The organism is Devosia sp. ZB163 (assembly GCF_028613635.1).
In the GTDB taxonomy this organism is placed as follows: Bacteria; Pseudomonadota; Alphaproteobacteria; order Rhizobiales; family Devosiaceae; genus Devosia_A.
In genome coordinates, this window is record NZ_JAQRMY010000002.1 from 18,692 (window position 1) to 35,315 (window position 16,624).

General features: G+C 66.2%; 20 protein-coding genes. 14 read left to right on the plus strand and 6 right to left on the minus strand.

All coding sequences use genetic code 11. The annotated features are described in order from the left end of the window. Positions 1-10: 10 nt before the first annotated feature. Complete coding sequence (msrB, locus tag PRN20_RS08290; RefSeq protein ID WP_273956818.1) at positions 11-415, minus strand: peptide-methionine (R)-S-oxide reductase MsrB; 405 nt, start codon at positions 413-415, stop codon at positions 11-13. A 168-nt stretch (positions 416-583) separates the two neighbouring features. Between msrB and mbhE the strand changes: the two genes are divergently transcribed. The 10 genes from mbhE (at position 584) to PRN20_RS08340 (ending at position 8,291) form a co-directional block, all read left to right on the plus strand. Then, positions 584-2,953: a hydrogen gas-evolving membrane-bound hydrogenase subunit E gene (gene mbhE, locus PRN20_RS08295; RefSeq protein ID WP_273956819.1), complete on the plus strand. Its 2,370-nt coding sequence runs from the start codon at positions 584-586 to the stop codon at positions 2,951-2,953. Beyond that, a complete protein-coding gene (locus PRN20_RS08300; protein ID WP_273956820.1) occupies positions 2,950-3,372 on the plus strand; it encodes an MnhB domain-containing protein in 423 nt (140 codons plus the stop codon). The genes mbhE and PRN20_RS08300 overlap by 4 nt, the downstream gene beginning before the upstream one ends. Further along, on the plus strand, positions 3,372-3,749 hold the full coding sequence (locus PRN20_RS08305; RefSeq protein WP_273956821.1) for a Na+/H+ antiporter subunit C: 378 nt from the start codon (positions 3,372-3,374) through the stop codon (positions 3,747-3,749). Before PRN20_RS08300 ends, PRN20_RS08305 begins: the two co-directional genes overlap by 1 nt. Further along, a complete protein-coding gene (locus PRN20_RS08310) occupies positions 3,749-5,326 on the plus strand; it encodes a proton-conducting transporter transmembrane domain-containing protein (RefSeq protein ID WP_273956822.1) in 1,578 nt (525 codons plus the stop codon). Before PRN20_RS08305 ends, PRN20_RS08310 begins: the two co-directional genes overlap by 1 nt. After that, positions 5,323-5,802 (plus strand): Na+/H+ antiporter subunit E, encoded by a 480-nt coding sequence (locus PRN20_RS08315; RefSeq protein ID WP_273956823.1) that lies wholly within the window; start codon positions 5,323-5,325, stop codon positions 5,800-5,802. Before PRN20_RS08310 ends, PRN20_RS08315 begins: the two co-directional genes overlap by 4 nt. After that, positions 5,799-6,104, plus strand: coding sequence for a monovalent cation/H+ antiporter complex subunit F (locus tag PRN20_RS08320; RefSeq protein ID WP_273956824.1), 306 nt, complete (start codon positions 5,799-5,801; stop codon positions 6,102-6,104). The genes PRN20_RS08315 and PRN20_RS08320 overlap by 4 nt, the downstream gene beginning before the upstream one ends. Further along, a complete protein-coding gene (mnhG, locus tag PRN20_RS08325) occupies positions 6,101-6,427 on the plus strand; it encodes a monovalent cation/H(+) antiporter subunit G (RefSeq protein ID WP_443112544.1) in 327 nt (108 codons plus the stop codon). The genes PRN20_RS08320 and mnhG overlap by 4 nt, the downstream gene beginning before the upstream one ends. A 154-nt stretch (positions 6,428-6,581) precedes the next feature. Further along, entirely contained in the window at positions 6,582-7,004 is a 423-nt protein-coding gene (locus PRN20_RS08330; protein ID WP_273956826.1) for a MucR family transcriptional regulator, read from the plus strand. A 140-nt stretch (positions 7,005-7,144) separates the two neighbouring features. Further along, complete coding sequence (locus PRN20_RS08335; protein ID WP_273956827.1) at positions 7,145-7,558, plus strand: helix-turn-helix domain-containing protein; 414 nt, start codon at positions 7,145-7,147, stop codon at positions 7,556-7,558. Then, positions 7,545-8,291, plus strand: a complete 747-nt coding sequence (locus PRN20_RS08340; protein ID WP_273956828.1) for a DUF6456 domain-containing protein — start codon at positions 7,545-7,547, stop codon at positions 8,289-8,291. Before PRN20_RS08335 ends, PRN20_RS08340 begins: the two co-directional genes overlap by 14 nt. Before the next feature lie 10 nt (positions 8,292-8,301). Here the strand turns inward: PRN20_RS08340 and PRN20_RS08345 are convergent, their stop codons facing one another. Together PRN20_RS08345 and PRN20_RS08350 are read right to left on the minus strand one after the other, a co-directional pair. Further along, entirely contained in the window at positions 8,302-8,721 is a 420-nt protein-coding gene (locus PRN20_RS08345; RefSeq protein ID WP_443112562.1) for a SufE family protein, read from the minus strand. Between the two features lie 121 nt (positions 8,722-8,842). Further along, a complete protein-coding gene (locus PRN20_RS08350; protein WP_273956830.1) occupies positions 8,843-9,136 on the minus strand; it encodes a hypothetical protein in 294 nt (97 codons plus the stop codon). Positions 9,137-9,595: 459 nt separating this feature from the next. Between PRN20_RS08350 and PRN20_RS08355 the strand changes: the two genes are divergently transcribed. The 3 genes from PRN20_RS08355 (at position 9,596) to PRN20_RS08365 (ending at position 13,202) form a co-directional block, all read left to right on the plus strand. Continuing rightward, positions 9,596-11,359 (plus strand): PAS domain-containing sensor histidine kinase, encoded by a 1,764-nt coding sequence (locus PRN20_RS08355; protein ID WP_273956831.1) that lies wholly within the window; start codon positions 9,596-9,598, stop codon positions 11,357-11,359. After that, positions 11,356-12,684 (plus strand): peptidoglycan-binding domain-containing protein, encoded by a 1,329-nt coding sequence (locus PRN20_RS08360; protein WP_273956832.1) that lies wholly within the window; start codon positions 11,356-11,358, stop codon positions 12,682-12,684. The genes PRN20_RS08355 and PRN20_RS08360 overlap by 4 nt, the downstream gene beginning before the upstream one ends. Positions 12,685-12,869: 185 nt before the next feature. Next, the gene (locus PRN20_RS08365) at positions 12,870-13,202 is read left to right on the plus strand and encodes a DUF1491 family protein (protein WP_273956834.1); all 333 of its coding nucleotides are present in this window, start codon (positions 12,870-12,872) and stop codon (positions 13,200-13,202) included. Between the two features lie 7 nt (positions 13,203-13,209). On the opposite strand, the gene PRN20_RS08370 is transcribed toward PRN20_RS08365, so the two are convergent. Next, positions 13,210-14,223, minus strand: coding sequence for a DUF2336 domain-containing protein (locus tag PRN20_RS08370; protein ID WP_273956835.1), 1,014 nt, complete (start codon positions 14,221-14,223; stop codon positions 13,210-13,212). 481 nt (positions 14,224-14,704) lie between these two features. Between PRN20_RS08370 and PRN20_RS08375 the strand changes: the two genes are divergently transcribed. Beyond that, on the plus strand, positions 14,705-15,499 hold the full coding sequence (locus PRN20_RS08375) for a hypothetical protein (RefSeq protein WP_273956837.1): 795 nt from the start codon (positions 14,705-14,707) through the stop codon (positions 15,497-15,499). Here PRN20_RS08375 and PRN20_RS08380 read toward each other — a convergent pair whose 3' ends face one another. Both PRN20_RS08380 and PRN20_RS08385 read right to left on the minus strand, forming a co-directional pair. Next, the gene (locus PRN20_RS08380; RefSeq protein ID WP_273956838.1) at positions 15,500-16,048 is read right to left on the minus strand and encodes a DUF1254 domain-containing protein; all 549 of its coding nucleotides are present in this window, start codon (positions 16,046-16,048) and stop codon (positions 15,500-15,502) included. Further along, positions 16,045-16,623: a DUF1214 domain-containing protein gene (locus PRN20_RS08385; protein ID WP_273956839.1), complete on the minus strand. Its 579-nt coding sequence runs from the start codon at positions 16,621-16,623 to the stop codon at positions 16,045-16,047. The genes PRN20_RS08380 and PRN20_RS08385 overlap by 4 nt, the downstream gene beginning before the upstream one ends. Position 16,624 lies beyond the last annotated feature (1 nt).

The following is a 16,624-nucleotide window of genomic DNA, read 5'->3' on the forward strand; positions in this document are numbered from 1 at the left end:
CGCCGGTTGGTCAGGAGGCCTCGGGCTCGAACTTGAGGCTGGTGCCGTTCATGCAGTAGCGCTGGCCGGTGGGGTTGGGCCCATCGGGGAAGACGTGGCCGAGGTGAGCACCGCAGTTGGCGCAGTGGGCCTCGACCCGGACCATGCCGTGCGAGCGGTCGACGTTCTCGCCGATGGCGCCCTCGATCGGCTTGAAGAAGCTCGGCCAGCCCGAACCCGACTCGTACTTGGTATCTGACGAAAAGAGCGGGACGCCGCAGGCGGCGCAGTAGTACATGCCGTCGCGCTTCTCCGTGTTGTAGAGGTGCGACCACGCCCGCTCGGTGCCATGCTCACGGGCGATGCGGTAGAGGTCGGGGCTGAGCTGCGCCCGCCACTCGTCGTCGGTCTTCTGAACCTTGAAAGTCTCGCTCATGGGGGAATCTCCGTTCGGCGCATGATATGGCGATCGGCGCGCCGATCCGCAAATGCTGCCGTCTCACAAAGCTGTGGTGCAGCGGCGCTTCTGGCCGGTTTGCCTTGCCGGGGCGGCCCGACTGGCTAAGCTGTCGCAAAATCGAATCCGCAAAGAGGTTTGGAGGCAGTGGAGGCAAGGCCGGACATCGCCGTACTGATCAGCGTTCTGCTGCCCTTCGTGGCTGCGGCCCTGGTGCCGCTCGTTCACCGGCTGGCTGGCGCCTTTACGGGATGGATCGTGGCGCTGGTGCCGGCGGCGGGCTTCGTGGCGCTGTGGACGCTGGTTGGGCCGGTCTCGGTCGGGGCGGCCCTGCCGGTCGCCTGGGCGTGGGCGCCCTCATGGGGCATCAGCCTGAGCTTCCTCGTCGACGGGCTGAGCCTTACCTTCGCGCTGACCATCGCCGGCATCGGCACGTTCATCCTGCTCTATTCGGGCGCCTACCTGAAGGGCCATCGGCAGGATCGCTTCCTCGCCTTCCTCCTCGCCTTCATGGGCGCGATGCAGGGTCTGGTGCTCGCCGACAGCCTGATCGCGCTCTACCTCTTCTGGGAGCTGACTTCGGTCACCTCGTTCCTCCTTATCGGCTTCGACCACACGCGGCAGGCCGCGCGCCGGGCGGCCATCCAGGCGCTGGTGGTGACGGGTCTCGGTGGACTGGCGCTGCTTGCCGCCGGGGTGCTGATCTACACCATCTCGGGTAGCTGGGAACTGAGCGCCGCCAACGGCCTGCGCGCCCTCGACGTCTACCCGCTGCTGGTGCTGCTGGTGCTGCTCGCCGCCTTCACCAAGTCGGCGCAATTGCCGTTCCACTTCTGGCTGCCCAACGCAATGGAAGCGCCGACGCCTGTGTCGGCCTATCTCCACTCGGCGACGATGGTGCAGGCCGGTGTCTATCTCGTCGCGCGAATGACGCCGGAGCTTGGCGGCGAGCTGCTGTGGAACCTGACGCTGATGGGGTTCGGCGGCGCGACGATGCTCTGGGGCGCCGTCGCCGCCATTCGCCAGACCGATCTCAAGCAGATGCTCGCGCAGACGACGCTCGCCTCGCTGGGCCTGCTGATGCTGCTGCTGGGCGTGGGGACCGAGCTCGCCGTGACCGCGGCGGTGCTCTACTTCCTTGCCCATGCGCTCTACAAGGCGGCCCTGTTCCTCATCGTGGGCGCCATCGATCACGGCACGGGCACCCGGGACATCACCGCACTGGGCGGGCTGAGGGACACCATGACGGTGACCTTCATCGGCGCCATCATGGCCTCGGTGGCGATGCTGGGCCTGCCTCCCGTTCTCGGCTTCTTCGCCAAGGAGGAAATGTACGCGGCGCTGGCGCTCGGTCAGTGGCTGCCGCTCGTCGCGCTGGGGGCCCTGGTGATCGGGAATGCGGTGTTGGGCGCGGTGGGGCTGGTCGTGCTCATCCGCCCGTTCATGGGCGAACTGCTGCCGACGCCGATCGAACCGCATGAGGCACCGGTGCCGATGCTGGCGGGGCCGGTGGTGATGGGAGGGCTCGGCATCCTCCTGGGCTTCCTGCCGTCGCTTGTGGGGGGCGCGATAGTGGCGCCCGCGACGTCCGCGATACTGGGCAGCGCCGTCTACTCCCACCTCAAGCTCGGCATCGACTTCTTCGGCCTGCCGTTCTGGCTCTCCGTCGTCACCTGGGCATTGGCGCTGGGGCTCTATTTGCGTGTCGATTTCGCCCGCACGCTCCTGCGTCGCACCGAACTGGCGATCGGCTGGAACTTCGACCGAGGGTTCGACGCGGTCTATTTCGGCCTCGTGCGCCTCTCGGGCGCCGTGACGCGACTGCTGCACCACGGGCGGCTCGAACTTTACCTCTTCGTGGTCTTCGCGCTGCTGGCCGCGGCTGCCGTGCTGCCGCTCTGGCTGATGGGCGGACTACCTAGCTGGCCCAGTTCCATCGATGTCCAGTTCTATGAGGCCGGCGTGGCGTTGTTGGCGGTGGTGGGTGTGGTGACCGTTATCGTCGCCCGAAGCCGGCTCTTCGCCATTCTCGCCCTGGGCGTACAGGGCCTGTCCGTGGCGCTGCTGTTCATCCTCGTCGGTGCGCCTGATCTCGGCTTTACCCAGTTGATGGTCGAGGTCCTCTCGGTGGTAATCCTCGCCCTCGTCATGACCCGGCTCAACCTCGACGCAGATGACAGCCGTCCGTTCGAGGACTGGGTGCGCGACGGATCGCTGGCGCTGCTGGTGGGCGTGGCGGTCACGAGCCTGCTCTGGTCGGTGCTGGAGCGACCGCTCGACCTCGCGCTTTCGAGGTTCTTTGACGCCAACAGCGTGCCGGTGGCGCACGGGCATAACGTGGTCAACGTCATCCTCGTCGACTTCCGCGGACTGGATACTCTGGGCGAGATCGCCGTCGTGATGACAGCGGGGATCGCCATTCTCGCGCTCATCCGCGGCCGGAAGCGGCGCCCGCGGGGGGCACCGGTGCCAGCCGAGGACGTCCCGCTGCCGGCCGGCCGGAAGGAGCTCGCATGAGCACGCTCATTTTCCGCACGATCGCGCCGTTGCTGACGGCGGTGATGCTTGTCTTCTCGGTCTTCGTATTGTTGCGGGGCCATAACGAGCCCGGAGGCGGCTTCATCGGCGGGCTGATCGCAGCCTCGGCTCTTGCCATCTACGGGATGGCGATGGGTGGGGAGGCTGCGCGCACCGCGCTGAACGTTCATCCCCTCGCCATGGCTGGCTTCGGTCTCGCACTGGCCGGGCTTTCAGGCGTGCTTTCGCTGGCCTTCGACGTGCCCTTCCTCACCGGCCTGTGGTCGATCTTCGATCTCGATGGCAGCGAGGTCGCACTCTCGACGCCGATGGTTTTCGACATCGGGGTCTACTTCGTGGTCTTCGGCACGATCGCCGCGGTAGCGCTGGCGCTGGAATCGGACGGGGAGGACGCGTGATGGATCACCTCGTTGCCCTGCTGGCCGGTATCTTCCTCACCGCCGCGATCTACCTGCTGCTGTCGCGCTCGCTGATCCGCATGCTGCTAGGGCTCGTGCTGCTGGGCAACGGTGTGAACCTCGTAATCCTCGTGTCCGGCCGGCTCGGCCGCATCGTGCCGCCTATTGTGCCTGAGGGCGCCAAGGTGCCCATGGCCGGCGCCGCCAATCCACTGCCGCAGGCGCTGATCCTCACGGCCATCGTCATCGGATTTGCCATGTTCGCCTTCCTGCTCGTGCTGGCCTATCGGGCCTACCAGTCGCTCGATGCCGACGACACCGACAAGATGCGCGTCGCCGAGCCTCGCAACGCGCCCAAGCCACCGATGAGCTACTGATGGAGGGCGTGATGCAGGACATGGCGATCCATCCCGTCGATTGGCTGGTCATCCTGCCGGTGGTGCTGCCGCTCCTCGGCGCCGCACTGCTGCTGATGCTGCGCGAGGCAAAGGAAGCGCAGTACTGGATGGCGCTCGGGACTGTGGCCGTGCTCCTCCTGGGCGACATCGCGCTGGCCACGCGCATCGCGGAGCAGGGGCCGGTGTCGATGACCATGGGCAACTGGCTGCCGCCCTTCGGCATCAGTTTCACCGCAGACCTGGTGGGGGCGGTCTTCGCGCTCGCCGCTGCGGGCGTGACGCTGCTGGTACTGGTCTATCTCAGGCTCGACATGCCGGACCGGGCCCGTCGCGATGGGGTCTATCCGCTGGTCCTGCTGCTGCTCGCCGGCGTCAGTGGCTCCTTCCTCACGGGCGATCTCTTCAACCTCTACGTCTGGTTCGAGGTCATGCTGATTGCGAGCCTGGGGCTGATGGTGCTGGGCGGGCGCAATAGCCAGCTCGACGCCACGGTCAAGTACGGCTTCCTCAACTTCTTCGCGACGACGATCTTCCTGCTCTCGCTCGGGTTGACCTACGGCACTCTCGGCACGCTCAACATGGCCGACATCGTCGCCAAGGCCCCCGCCGCGGATCCGGCCGTGATGGCTTCGATCGCGGCCCTGCTGCTGCTTGCCTTCGGCATGAAGGCAGCCGCCTTCCCGGTGAACGCGTGGCTGCCGGCGAGTTATCACGCGCCGCCGGCCGCCGTGTCGGCGCTGATGGCGGGGCTGCTCACCAAGGTGGGCGTCTATGCGCTGTTGCGCGCCATGACCATGCTGTTGCCGGCAAGCCGCGAGGTTCTCGAGCCCGTACTGGTCGTCGTGGCGCTGGGAACGTTGATCCTCGGCCCGCTCGGCGCCATTGCCGAGACCAACCTGCGACGTGCGCTTGGCTTTCTCGTCATCGGCGGCATCGGGGCGACCGTCACCGGCATCGCGCTGAACAACGAAGCGGGCCTCGCCGGAGCGGCGACCTATGTGCTGCACGCCATGCTGACGATTACCGGCCTCTATCTCGTCGCCGGGCTGATCGAAGCGATGACCGGCGAAACCGACACGCGGCGCATGGGCGGCCTCTACGCCGCTGCGTCCTTGCCTTCGGTGCTGTTCTTCGTGCTGATGCTGGCCGTAGCGGGCGTGCCGCCCTTCCTCGGCTTCTGGCCCAAGCTGCTGCTGGTCGAGGGCGGTATCGCGGGCTGGGCGCCGAATTGGGACGGCTGGGCGCTCGCCCTGTGGGTCGGCGTGCTGGTCAATGCGTTGCTGACGCTGATCGCGGGAAGCCGGCTCTGGGGGCATATATTCTGGCGGGCGGGGCATGAGAGCGCCGAGAACGAGGCGCCAAATCCGGACCTGCGCCGCCTCGACCGGCGCGCCACCTGGCTGGGCCTTGCGCCAACCGCTGTGCTGACGCTCGCCGTTTTCCTGCTCGGCGTCTGGCCCGAGCCGCTCCTAGGCTTTGGCAAGCAGGCGGCTGCGGGGCTGCTCCAGTCTGCCGACTACGTGGCGGCGACCGGTGTTGCCGGAGGTGAGCCATGAACCTCGCGCTGTTGACCGTCGTGCTGGCAGTGGGCTGGGCGGCCGCGACCGGCAGCTTCGGCGTGCCCAACCTACTGCTCGGCGCCGCAGTGGGCGGAGCCTGCCTGTTCGTCGTCCGACAGTTCGTGTCGTCGCCGGGCGTGCTGGGGCGGGCGACGCGGATCGTCGGCCTTGCCGTGACGTTTGTCGTCGAACTGGTGCTCAGTGCCCTGCGTGTCGCGCGGCTGGTGCTGCGGCCGGATCTCAACGACCACATCCGGCCCGCCATCGTGGCGTTTCCCCTCACGGCGAAAACGGACGGCGAGATCACGCTCCTCGCCAACCTGATCACGCTGACGCCAGGCACGCTGAGCGTCGATGTCTCGGAGGACCGCCGGCTGCTCTACATCCACGTCATCCACCTCACCGACCGGGAGGCCTTCATCAAGGAGATCGCCGACGGCTTCGAGCGACAGGTCATGGGAGCTTTCAGATGAGCGGCGCCATGGCACTGCAATGGGCGGGGCTCGCCGCCCTGGGCCTGCTGCTGATCGCAATGTTCGTCACCGTGATTCGGCTGGTGCGCGGGCCCAACCTCGGCGATCGCATCCTCGCGCTCGACATGATCAGCCTCTTGGCCGCCGCTTTTATCGCCGGCATTGCCGTTGTGACGGGGTTCTCGCTCTATATCGACATCGCCATCGCGCTGGCGCTGGTCAGCTTCCTCTCGACAGTCGCGCTGGCGCGCTACCTGCTTGCGCGGGCGAGCCGCAGGTCCCGAACGGAAGAGGCGCCGTGATGGCAGAGTTCGCGCAGTATCTCGCGGCTTTCCTGGTCCTTGCCGGCGCCGGATTTAGCCTGATCGCGGCGATCGGTGTCTTGCGGCTGCCCGATCTCTATACTCGGCTGCACGCGGCATCGAAGGCTGGAGCAATCGGGGCGGGGCTCGTTTTTCTCGCAGTCGCAGTTGTTTCCCTGGACGGTGCTGTGGTTCTTCGCGCCCTGCTCGGCATCGTCTTCCTTTTGCTGTCCACTCCGGTTTCCGCGCACCTGCTCGCGCGTGCGGCATTTCGTAGCGGGGAAGAGCCGACTAAGGCGACGACTGTGGACGATTTGAAGTGATCCGCCAAAGCAATTGCACACTATTGCCCGAAACAATCAGTTATACACAGTTGTGACAGTTGCTATTGCGTTTGCAATGCAGCGGTTCTACAGAACCAGTCTCCGGTGAGGATGCCACCTCTTTACCCGGACGTACCGCAGAAAAGGACCCGAAATGAACGATATCATCAGCGGCAATGCCGCGGCTGACAACGATCTCATCGATCTGAGCGCCGACATTGTCTCCGCTTATGTTAGCCACAATGCGCTGAGCGTCACCGACCTGCCCAAGCTGATTGCCGATGTGCACGCCGCGCTCAGGGGCCTGCAGTCCCCGTCGGCCGCCGAACCGGTCGAGGAGCTGAAGCCGGCCGTTCCGATCAAGAAGTCGGTCGCCCCCGACTACATCATCTGCCTTGAGGACGGGAAGAAGTTCAAATCCCTCAAGCGGCACCTTCGCACGCACTACAATCTCTCGCCGGAAGAGTATCGCGAGAAGTGGGGCCTGCCGACCGACTATCCGATGGTCGCCCCGAGCTACTCGGCGACCCGGTCGCGCCTCGCCAAGGACAATGGCCTGGGCCGCAAGGCCGCCTGACGTCCTGAGAAACTGTCGTATTCGGCGTGGCCGCTCCGCAAGGGGCGGCCACGCTGCTTTCTGGGTCTGGTTTCCCTGACTTATCCCCGTGACGCCCATTGCCCGATATAGGAATATCGTCCTATATTGAGGAGGCGGCAATGCGTAGTCTCGAGGCGTATGCGGGTGAGGGCCCCGTACTGGTGCGAAAGCGAGCGGGGCGGGTCCTGCGGTTCGATCGGCGACGGGCCGATCCGCGTGGCTGGCACCTGGCCGAACTGGTTGCGGCAGACCGGCGGATAAGGGTGAGCGAGCTGTTCGGTCCCGACCGGGGCAAGGCCGAAATCGCTCTCGCCCGGCAGCTGGCAATGTACCTCATGCACACGCATTACAGCCGGATCTACTCGGAAGTAGGCCGTTTCTTCGGTCGCGACCGCACCACAGTCTCCTATGCCTGCGCCCTGATAGAGGAAATGCGCGAAGACCCTGCCTTCGATGACCGGGTTGGTCGGATTGAACGCGAACTGGCCGGCGAAGCGACGCAGGAGCAGGAGCTCGCCCATGCAGCGAGCTAGCAAGGCGGCGCTGCGCTTCGTGCGGGCTCTCCTCGCCGGCGCCGACGCTCGGCGCGAGGGAGGCACTTTCGTCGCCGCTGGTAACACTGCGCTTCCGGCGGCCGAGGCGAGGGAACTCGTTGCCCAGGGCGTGATCGCCGGCGACCGCGATACATGCCGAGCCATTGCGGGCACGGCACAGTGGCTCAAGCGCCAGATGCTGGATGCTGATGCGTTCGCAGCGCAGCACCGGGTGGAGGCAAAGGGCGCCGAGGGCGCGACGATGAACCTCGCCGAAAGCCCCTTGGCGCGATTGGCGACGCCGGGCCCCGATGGCGCCGCGTTCCTCATGCCGCATCAGGTCGAAGCCGGTGAGCGCCTCCGCCGGCTCGTCGAACGTGCCCAGTTGCAGCCGCGCCTGACCATGAGCTACTCGGCCGCCCATGTTGCCGGGGGCGGGGCCGGGCATTCTGAGATCGGCGACATGGCTGCCGATGCGCGCAAGGCGCTGGCCAATCTGCACCACGAGCTGCCGCGCGACTGTGCCGAGGTGGTGCTCGACGTCTGCGGCTTCGGCAAGGGCCTGCAGCAGGTCGAAGCCGAGCGGGGCTGGCCCCGGCGAAGCGCCAAGCTGGTGCTGCGCATCGCCCTCGACCGGCTGGCCGAAGTCTATGGGCTCAGCGCAGCCGCCACCGGCACAGGCGCGAGGCAGCGTGGCTGGAGGGAGGGCCCACGCGTGGCGATGTTCGAATGAGGGATCTGGTTCAGGCTGCAGCCAGCTGGCGCGCTTCGCCGCGGATGCGGTTGACCATGGCGACGAGGCCATTGGAACGCTGCGTGGTGAGGTGCTCGCGTAGGCCCAGTTCGTCGAAGATGGTGATGGCGTCGGTGTCGGCGATCTCGCGAGCCGGGCGCCCCGAGTAGAGGGCGATGAGCACTGCAACAAGGCCGCGAACGATCATGGCGTCGGACTCGCCGCGATAGATGAGCTGGTCGCCGTTGCTGCTCGAGACGAGCCAGACCTGCGACACGCAGCCATGCACCCTGTTCTCGGCGTTCTTCTCTTCCTCGGCGAGCGCCGGCAGGGCCTGGCCGAGTTCGATGATGTAGCGGTACCGGTCTTCCCAGTCGTCCAGGTAGGAGAGGTTCTCGGCGATTTCGGCGAAAGCGTTCGGGTGGCTCATACGGGATAGATAGGACATCGCGGGCCCCAGAACTAGAGAGCCGCAGTGCGGGGCAGCGCACTGCGGCTCGGGCCAGGGATCGCTCGTTGGAGTAGCGTCGGGGAAGTGACGCGAACCCTGACTAACCCATCCGATCCGGTCGCGGTCGGGGAAGCGGGACCGGAGAATTCGACGAAGCATTCGGCTGGTCGGCGGACGGGAGCTTGCTGCCGGCGAGGACAGAAAGAGCCGCCTTGCCGCCGGCACATCTCAGATCGGCGCAATCGGTCGCAAGAATCTGGGCGACGATCGCCTCCTGGCCGGCCTCGAGTGCCTGTTGCGACGCGGCGCTCGCGGTCTTGCCCAGGTCGAAGTCCTTGGGCGCGATGATGAGGAACATCACCGTGAGCCAGAATGCGGACCTCAGAAGAAACATGAACGCCTCGTCGTGTGGCAAGCCTGTGCCGGTTTCAGGAAGCAACGTTAGGCGCGCCGGCTTAAGTGGCGTTTCGAGATTTCGATAAAAGTTTACGCGAATTGGAGTGGGCGCGTCCGGACCCTCTTCACTGGCGACTTCCCACCATCCCGGAAAGCGCTGGGATTGGTGCGTTGCGATTCGGCCCCCGCAGTAGCGGGAGTGCGGGTGCGGAGTGATGGACGGGGTAGCGGTCAGGTTCCACCTGTCACCGCAACCAACTGTTTACGCTAACGCCAGAAACCCGGCGAGCAAGGCTGTGGATCGCGGTGGCAAGGCCCGGGCGGGCGGTTTCCCTTAAAGCGGCATTAGGCGTTGGAGTGGAAGCTCCTGGTAACAATAAGAAGGGCGACGGGGCGGTTGGTTCGAGTTATGCGTAGCCTCTGGTCATGGTTGAGTGACGCCGATCGGTCCGCGCCTTTGCGCGGAGCCGAGGGGCGCCCCGAAGCGCTGCGGCGCCGGGCGATCTCGACCAATGCCCGGCTTATCCTTCTTGCAAGTATCATCGGGCTGCCCGCAGCGCTCTACGCGCTGACCCAGCTGCTGCTGCTCCCGTTCATTCTCGCCGTCACCGGAGTGACGGTGGGCGTGATTGCCATGGCGTTCTGCCAACGCGGGCAGTACGAGCGAGCCGGTGCGGCTCAGGTCTATGGCACGTTGCTCTGCGGCCTGCTGCTGACCGTGGCCGATCCCGCGATCGCCGATTTCGGCCTCGCCATTGCCGTGCTGGCGCCGGTGCAGGCTTCGCTCCTCAGCCGCACGCCGGTGAAGAAGCGCGCCTGGGCCATCCTCGTCGCCGTCGTCGGGTTTGGCGCAGCGGCCCATTTCGGGATGCTGGGCTGGCCCGAGCCGTTCAGCTTCAGCTACGCCCTGATGGGCGGCTTCATCTTCTGCGTTGCGGCGACCATCGTCGCGGTTTCGGCGAACCGGCTCAACAGCGTGTTCGAGGTCTACGAGAAGGCGCAGATCAACGCCTATCGCCACCTCATCGAGCATGTGCAGGACGCTGTGATGCGCTTTGCCCCCGATGGCACGGTGCTGTTCACCTCGCGCTCGTCGGAGAAGCTGTTCGGCTGCCGGCGTTTCGAACTCAGCGGCAACGGGCTTATCGAGCGCATCCATGTCCTCGACCGCCCGGCCTATCTCACCGCCTTCGCCGAGGCCAACCAGGACGGGCTGACCCGCCGCATCGAGATTCGCATGCGTCGCGACGAGCCCGGCCCGTCTGCCGCTCCGCCCAAGTTCGTATGGGTCGAGGTGTCGCTGACACCGGTGATCGACGAGGACATGCCACGCGGCCGAAACGAGGTCGTCATCCTGCTCCGTGACGTGACCGAGCGGCACGACCAGATGATCGAGCTGCAGCGCGCGCGCAAGGCCGCCGAAGAGGCCTCGAACGCCAAGTCGCGCTTCCTTGCCACCATCGGGCACGAGCTCAGGACGCCGCTCAACGCCATCGTCGGCTTCTCGGAGATGATGACCTCGGGCGTCGTCGGCGACCTCTCGCCGCAGCACAATGAATACGCCACGTTGATCCAGCAGAGCGGCCATCACCTGATCGGCGTCGTGCGCATGCTGCTCGACATGAGCCGGCTCGAAGCGGGCAAGTTCGAGCTCAACACCGAACCGCTCGCCCCCGAATCGCTGGTCGAGCCCTGCCTCAAGATGGTCGACGCCATGGCGCGCGAGAAGTCGGTGCGCCTGATGACCGATATCCCGCGCACCTTGCCGCTTCTCATCGCCGATGAGCGGGCCTGCCGGCAGATACTGATCAACCTGCTGTCGAATGCGGTGAAGTTCTCCAACGAACACTCGGTGGTGACGCTCGCCATGAAGCGGCAGGGCCGGCACCTCGCCATCTCGGTTGCCGACCACGGCATCGGCATGGGCGAGGAATCGGTACAGCGCATCGGAGAGCCGTTCTTCCAGGCCCAGGACGGGCTGGCGCGCCGCTACGAGGGCACCGGATTGGGCCTCTCGATCGTCAAGGGACTCGTCGAACTGCACGACGGAACGCTCCATGCGTCGTCGTCGCCAGGGGAGGGGACCGTGATGACGGTTCTGCTGCCGATAAACGGTCCGGAAACCAAGGTGGAGGAAACTGGCGCCGTTACGCCCCTTCACCGGGACCCGGTCACGCAGCATATGCCCCAATGGTACGACGAAAGAAAAAGAGCCCTATGACGGCAGCATCTCTGGCGCACCTGCCCATGCAGGTCGGCGGTGTCGCATTGGCCCACACAGGCCGGGCGGCACTTTGGGTCATTGCGCGCTACATGCGCGCGCCGCTCACCAATTCGGCGATCGCCTTGCTCGTCGCGACCACCGCGATGGCAGGGTCGAACGCCCTCTATGGACAGAGACACGAGCATCCTGCGCCACTCTTCACGGCTGCCGAGGAGATGACCACCGGCTCGATCGAGATGGAGCCGGTGATTCCCAAGACGCGGCCCAAGAGCTTTGCCATGGGCACGCCGGTCAAACTCAAGTCCGTCGCAGCGACCGAACCGGTCGCGACGTCCGAGGGGCCGATCGGCAACAAGGATGTGTTCGAAGTCCAGCGCAAGCTCGAGCAGTTGCAGCTCTTCACCGGCACCGTCGATGGCTACTACGGGCCGCAAACGGCGCGCGCCATCCGCAAGTTCGAGGAACAGCGCGGGCTGCGGCCCATGGGCGAGCTGTCGCGCGAGGTCATCGCAGCGATTCTGGCGGCGCCGTTGTCGACACCAGAACCCGCGCCGGTCCCGGCACCGGCGCCGGCACCAGCCGCGACGGTCGAACCCAAACCGGCCGTGACGATCACGCTGCCTAAGGTGCAGGCAGCGCCCGTCGGGGAAGTACTCGCGCCGGCAGAGGCCGTGCAGCCGCAGTCTCTGGCGGCCGTTTCCGGTACCAAGCCGCTCGCTGCAGTGGCGCCCGCGCCCAAGGTGAAGCAGGCAAGCCCCGCGCCAAAGCTGCTCGGACGCCCGGTTCCGGAGACGCCCGAACAGGCGCTCGAGATGGCCGCCGATACCGCTGGCGACGCAATCAACACCATTATCGACGGCGTGCAGTCGATGACCATGACCACGCCGCCAAAGAAGCCGGCGGCCCAGGCCTTCGCCGCGCAGGCCAAGGCCACCGCGAATGCTGTCGCAGAAGCGGCCGCGCCGATCGCGCTGGTGCCGCGCACGCAGCAACTCGCTGCTCTGCCCGACAATCCGCAGGTGGGCGTGCCGCTCAAGATCGAGGAAGAGGCGCCCAAGCCCGGTGAGACCATCGCCGTGCTCGATACCGACGCCACGCCCGACCAGGTGAAGCCCATCTCTGTGACCGATCCGGTGGTGGTCGCAAAGATCCAGCGCGGCCTTGCCAGCCTCGGCTTCCTGCACGGCCCCGCGGACGGCGTCGCCGGTGAGGCGACAGCCAAGGCGATCCGCAACTTCGAGGTCTACTTCAACTACAAGGTGACCGGCCGGATTACGCCTGAGTTGATGGATCTGCTGGTCGACAACGGGGCGGTCCTCTAGTCCGCGGGCATCTGAGTTGACGGCACTGCGTGCGGTGCCGTCCGATGCCACATGGATTCGACCCACCCCCACATCGAGATTCGCCGGCCGAAATGCTCGTCGTCTCGGTCGATGATCCGGCGCAGGTCGCGGAGGTAGTCACGCACCACTCTAGTCAAGCGCGCGGTTTTGCGGCATGAGCGCTTATGTTCCGCACCGACCTGTGGGTCTCAGCCTTCGTCAGGCGACACAACGATATCGGCCACATGTGCGTGGTCACGCGCCGGGGCGACCCGATCGCGGGGCAGATCTTCGTCGAGGTGGATCATCTCAACGGCGAGGTTTCACTCTATACCCCCGCGCCGGCCACCAGCCGGTTGGACGACACCGAATCGCGCCTGTTCCAGCTCCGCCTCGACCATGTCGAGCCGCTCAAGGTGCGCGAGCGCATCGAACGCGAACAGGATTTCGATCCCGATCTGTGGGTGGTGTCGCTCGAGCTGCGCAGCGGCGATATCGGTATCGACGTGCCGGGTTAGCCGGCGACTAGGACGCCCTTGCTCCGATGCGTGCCAGGGCCTCGATGGCCTGGTCGACGACCGGGTCGCGATCGCGGGTCTGCGGCGGCGGGATGCGGCGGCGATCCGGATCGAACGGCTTGTACTCGGGCTTGGTCATGTCGAGCAGGTTCACCTCGCCGCGCCAGGCGCTCATCAGGAACGCCGTGGCGTCGACGCTGACCGTCTCGAACAGCAGCGAGAAGTCGGCAAGGGCCCTGGACCGGTCCTGATCGTGCGAGGTGGCGTGGATCAGCACCTTGAGCCCGTCCTGGGCATTGCAGCCGAAGGCGCGCAGCACGACGAAGAGGGCGGCGCCGGAGGTGTCGTGGGCGATCTGGCCGCAGCGGACTTCGTCGAGACCGGTGATCTGGTGGAGCAGCCGCGTGACCTCGGGGCGGCGGTTCTCAGAGAAGAGCTTCATCAGCGCGCGCGTCAGCTCGCTGGTGGCAACCGAGAGCTGCTCGAGCGTGCGCTTGATCGGGGCCGCGGGCGTGTCGCGCTTGGCGAAGGCGTTGATTACCTTGATGCGGTCGTTCTCGCCCAGGTCGAAGAAGGCGGGAGCGAGGAGGGCGGCATCGAAGTCTTCGCGCGCCGCGAGCGACCAGGCCACCTGATGGTCCATCTGTGCCGAGCGGGCGAGGGCGCTGAGATAGGGGCCGCGGGGCACGATGGCCGTATTGGTGGCGAGCGCGCGATAGACCTTGCGGCTGTTCATCTGGAACAGGCGGCCGAGCACGCCATTGGAGAGTTCGCCGCGCCGGGCGAGGGCGGCGCCGAGCGTCACGTCGCCCGACGACAGCACCTTGAGCATGGTGCTCTCGGAGAGCTTGGGTGCCGAGACCAGATAGTCTGCGAGGTCATCGCCGAGGTAGCGGACAACGAGTTCCTCGAGCTCGGGCGAGAGATCCTCGGAGCGGCCGAGGGTGGCTGCTGCCTTGGCCCGCGCCGCTGGCGCAGCTGCCGGGAACAGACGCTGGGCGAGCGCCACGAACTGTTCCATTTCGGCACTGGTCGGCCGACCGCGACGTGCGAAGGCATCGCACGCAGCGCACAAAAGAGTATTCGTTCGATCGACGCCGCCAGTCTCGATGAGGAGCTGGAACGTCTCGTAAGGCTGGAAACCGATCATCATTCGCCCTGCGAGGCCCCATGGATTCGGGCCTCAACCACGAGATCGACTATTTCCTGAAATCGTTAGCGAACTGTTAACCTTGACGAACTCTTAATGGCCTCGTCGGGTTCACGCGTCGCTCCCGATTTGCCGCAGGAATGAGCCTCGGCAACATTCGCCCATCCGCCGGAGGCAAGGTTGGGAAAGCTGGTTCAACTCCCCAAGCGCGGACGCAACTCGAAAACGCGCTCCCAAGCGGAGGGCGCGGGCGAAATCGTGCTGTTCACCGGCATCCGCTACGAGCGGAATGGATCACCGGACAAACCGGCTGGCGCTGCAGCGGGCGGCAAGCGCCGCCGTGGCTAGTTCGTTGCTGAAAGCCAGTCTGGTCGTGCTTGGATTGGCATGGGCAGGGCAGGTCCCCGCCCATGAGATCGGCGACTTCGGCCGGGTGAAGCCCGGCGTGCTGAACGACCAGATCATCCCCGAACTCGACCGCTGGGGGCGGCGGGCCGCAGGCCAGCCAGTCTCCGGCTTCAATGTCACCGACCAGGAACGCGAGATGCACGATCGCGTGTACCGCTTCCTCATCGCGCGCCACGTCAAGGACTGGGCCTTCGACTACGAGCAGGTGGTGATGGTCGCGAGCCTGTTCAGCAAGAGGGCAGGGCGCGACGACCTTTACTATCGCTGGCTCAGCCGCGAGCCCTATGCCTCATCTCGCGTCCGCTTCAACACCATGGCCGATGACGCGGGCGCTGACCTGCTGACGCTACCCACCACTTTCAAGTCGATCTGTGCGGTGATCGAAGTCGACCGCCAGCGCGCCGTCGCTGCCGCCGAGCTTCGTGACCTCGAAGCCGAGATGGTCACTGAAATGCGCACCAGGCGGGCGGAGAACGACCTTTACATCGCACGCTTCGTACGCGCGCTCCGCTACCGTTACGACTCCTACGGCTATGCGCTGGACCACTTCCTGGTCGAGACGCCCCACACCGAAGCGGTACGCGTCGACGAGCGACTGAGTGCGATGGCCATCTGGATCGACCACGCCGAGCGCGGCGAGTTCTGCATCGATGTTGCCGATGGGTGGAACGACAGGGCCATCGCCGTCCCCGGCCGGGTGCTCATGGATGCGCCCAGCGAAGGCGAATACCGCAAGTAGTCAGGTGGCGATGTTCCCGCACTTGAGGCCCGTCAGGGCCTTTTCGAAGCGGGCGCGCATTTCGGGGTGGGGTGGGGCGAGCCGCACGACCACAGCAAGATCATCTTCCTTGGCCTCGACGATCAGGAGTCCCTCGGCGATATCGAGCTGCTGCTCGGCGAGTAGGCGGGTCTGGCCGGGGTTGAAGACGCCAAGGTCGAGATTGGTGCCGATGCCGTCGCGGTTGGTTGTCGCGTAGATCACGGTGCCGGCGCGGCCATAGACGGCGACCGACCAATAGGCCTGGGGCAGGGTGCCGGTGACGGAGCCGGGCCCTTTTCGGAGGTCAAGCCGGCACACCGCATAGGCGAGCTCGGGGTCGAGCCGCAGCGGGTTGGGTTCGCCGGACTTCGCCGCGGGCAGGATGGTGGGGGCGGAGCTCTCGCCGAGCGCTGCCACGCGATCCCAGGCCGCGCTGGCCGAGAGGGTCGGCAGGCTCAGGATCACCACGATGTGAATAATGCCGCCAAGGACGACGCCGCCGAGCAGCCAGAGCAGGGTGCGGATCATGTGCAGGCCTCGCGGATGATCGCGGGCAGGGCTGTGATCTCGCTCGTGGTGCCGGAGAAGCTGGCCGTGTCGTAGAGGGTCAGCATCAGGTCGAAGGGTCCCTCGCCCGTGATCTCGAGCCAGTTCTGCGGTGCCAGGGTCTTGGAGACATAGAGCGCCACCGATCCGTCGCCGGCGCGGCTGAGGCGGGCGCTGTGGAAATCGGTGGGGCCGTCCTCGCGGGCGATGGGCGCGCCGTCGTCGGGCGCCACGGGCACGAGGGTCCAGAAGCGCGCCGCCGGCGTGTTGCCGTCGATGCGGTAGCGGCAGCCGCGGTCGAGGCGGCGGTTGTCGCTGTCGGTGGTGGCGATGAACTGGATGCCCTCGCTGATGCCGAGCTCAAGGGAGCCCGAGCGGGCGATGAAGGCGCGGGTGTAGGGATCGGGCGAGGGGGTGCCGACGTCCTTCCATGCCTGCCAGGGGCCGATCGCGATGGCGCCGAACAGGCGGCCGTCGGTGAGGGCGTGCCAGCTGAGGCCGAAGCCGACCACCAGCGCGACCAGCAGCATCGCACCGATGTTTACGAGAAAGCGCAAG